This is a genomic window from Methylobacterium sp. E-041 (assembly GCF_022829665.1).
Lineage (GTDB): Bacteria > Pseudomonadota > Alphaproteobacteria > Rhizobiales > Beijerinckiaceae > Methylobacterium.
The window spans coordinates 1-1832 of the sequence record NZ_JAKSYQ010000170.1 but is presented as its reverse complement, the minus strand read 5'-3'; the positions used below and the strand labels follow the sequence as shown (position 1 = coordinate 1832).

The 1832-nt window shown below is 68.7% G+C and carries 1 protein-coding gene and 1 pseudogene; one reads left to right on the top strand and one right to left on the bottom strand.

The window, feature by feature from the left end:
• Positions 1–232, top strand: a pseudogene (locus MKK70_RS15310) (HlyD family type I secretion periplasmic adaptor subunit); the annotation flags it as partial.
• 103 nt (positions 233–335) lie between these two features.
• Here the strand turns inward: MKK70_RS15310 and MKK70_RS15305 are convergent.
• Entirely contained in the window at positions 336–1553 is a 1218-nt protein-coding gene (locus MKK70_RS15305; RefSeq protein WP_243948743.1) for a glycosyltransferase family 4 protein, read from the bottom strand.
• Between the last annotated feature and the right edge of the window lie 279 nt (positions 1554–1832).

Genomic DNA, 1832 nt, shown 5'->3' with positions numbered 1-1832 from the left:
CGGCACGGTGAGCCGCGTCTCGGCCGACGTCTCGACCGATCCCAAGACCGGACAGAGCTACTACACCGCCCGCATCCGCGTGCCCGAGACCCAGCGCGAGCGCCTGGGCGAGGTCCAGCTCGTGCCCGGCATGCCGGTCGAAGCCTTCCTCCAGATCGGCGAGCGCTCCGTGATGAGCTACCTGATGAAGCCGCTCGCCGACCAGGTCGCCAAAGCCTGGCGCGAGAAGTAAGATAAATAACCCTCTACAATCAATCATTTCAGCTTGATTAATGAGTATCGACTGTCACGCCCGTGTTCGGGCGAGCTAGAGGAGATCACCGATAATAAGGGGTTTATCGCTCGGTTCCCACCATTCGAGCGGTTGTGCTGTCTTCTGGTTTGGCAGCGGCGTCCTGGCGTTGGGCGCGGAAGGCGGCGGCGTATGCGGAGAGCACGTCGGCGCCCATCTGCTCCATCGAGAAGCGCTGGCGCACCGAGTCGCTCAGGGCCTGGAAGCGGGCGGCGCGGCTCGCGGGCGCTTCGTCAAGGACGCGGGCGATCGCCCGCTGCAGCGCGATCGGATCGCGGGCCGGGACGAGATCGCCCGCGGCCGAGCCGAAGATCTCGGGGATGCCGCCGACATCGGTGGCAACCAGGGGCTGTGCGGCGGCGACCGCCTCGAGCACGACGTAGGGGAGGGACTCGGCGAAGGACGGCACCACCATGATCCGCCCGCGGGCCAGCACCGAGCGGATGTTCTGCGCCGGCTCGAAGGCGATGGCGCCGGCGAGGCCGAGGGCTTCGGCCTTGGCCTGGAGCAGCCCGGCATCGGCACCGGATCCGACCATCAGCAGGCGGACGCTCCGGCCCTCGGCGCGCAGCAGGGCCAGGGCCTGAAGCAGGATCGGCAGGCCCTTGGCCTCGCGTAGCTCGCCGACATAGAGCAGGTCGAACGGATCGGCTGCCGGCGTCACGGGCGCGAACTCGGCCTCGCTCAGGCCGTTGTGCACGATGCGGCTGACGCGGCCGTGGATGCTGGCATAGGTACGATGGCGCCCGGCGACGAACTCGCTCTCGAATAGGAACACGTCGGTGCGGCGGGCGAGGAGGCTCTCGGCGCCCATGTAGAGCCGGTGCAACGGGCTGCCGGGCCGATAGTTGTAGCTGCCGCCGTGCGGGGTGTAGGCGCGGATCACGCTGCGGCTGCCGGGGACGGACGCGAGGCGGGCGTAGACGCCGCCCTTGGCGCCGTGCCCGTGCAGCACGTCGGCGGCAACAGTCTCGGCCCGGGCCGCCACCGCGCGCAGGCAGGCGAGGTCGGAGGTGTGCGGGTTGCGCCGCATCGGGATCCGGGTGACGCCGAGCGCGAGGCAGGGCGCGAGATCGGCCAGCGCCTGGACGGCGCGCTCGCCGCCGGTGGTCGCGTCGCACACGATTCCGACACGGTGGCCGGCCGCGGCCTGGAGCCGCGCGAGGTCGACCACGTGGCGGAACAGGCCGCCGACGGGCGCGCGGAACACGTGCAGGATGCGACGGGGTTCGGCATCCGAAGGGCTGACAGACGGGGTCACGGCGGACGTCTCCAAGCCGGCGGGTTCAGCCGGCCTCGCTTCCGTCCCACGCCATCCCTGCTCGTGCGGTTAAACGCATGGATCCTGACGAGTAGACTGGACCTATGTGCGAGCTTTTCCAGCGTTAAGGGTCAACATTTGGCTAACGTGCGTCTAGTTCTACGGGGTTCTTTGAGGTCTCGGTAGTTTTAGCGGCGCAGCTTGAAGGATGCGGCGAGGAGGATGCCTAGGGTGGCTCCGAGTTGCGCGCCAAGCAATCCGCCGATCCATCCCCAACTC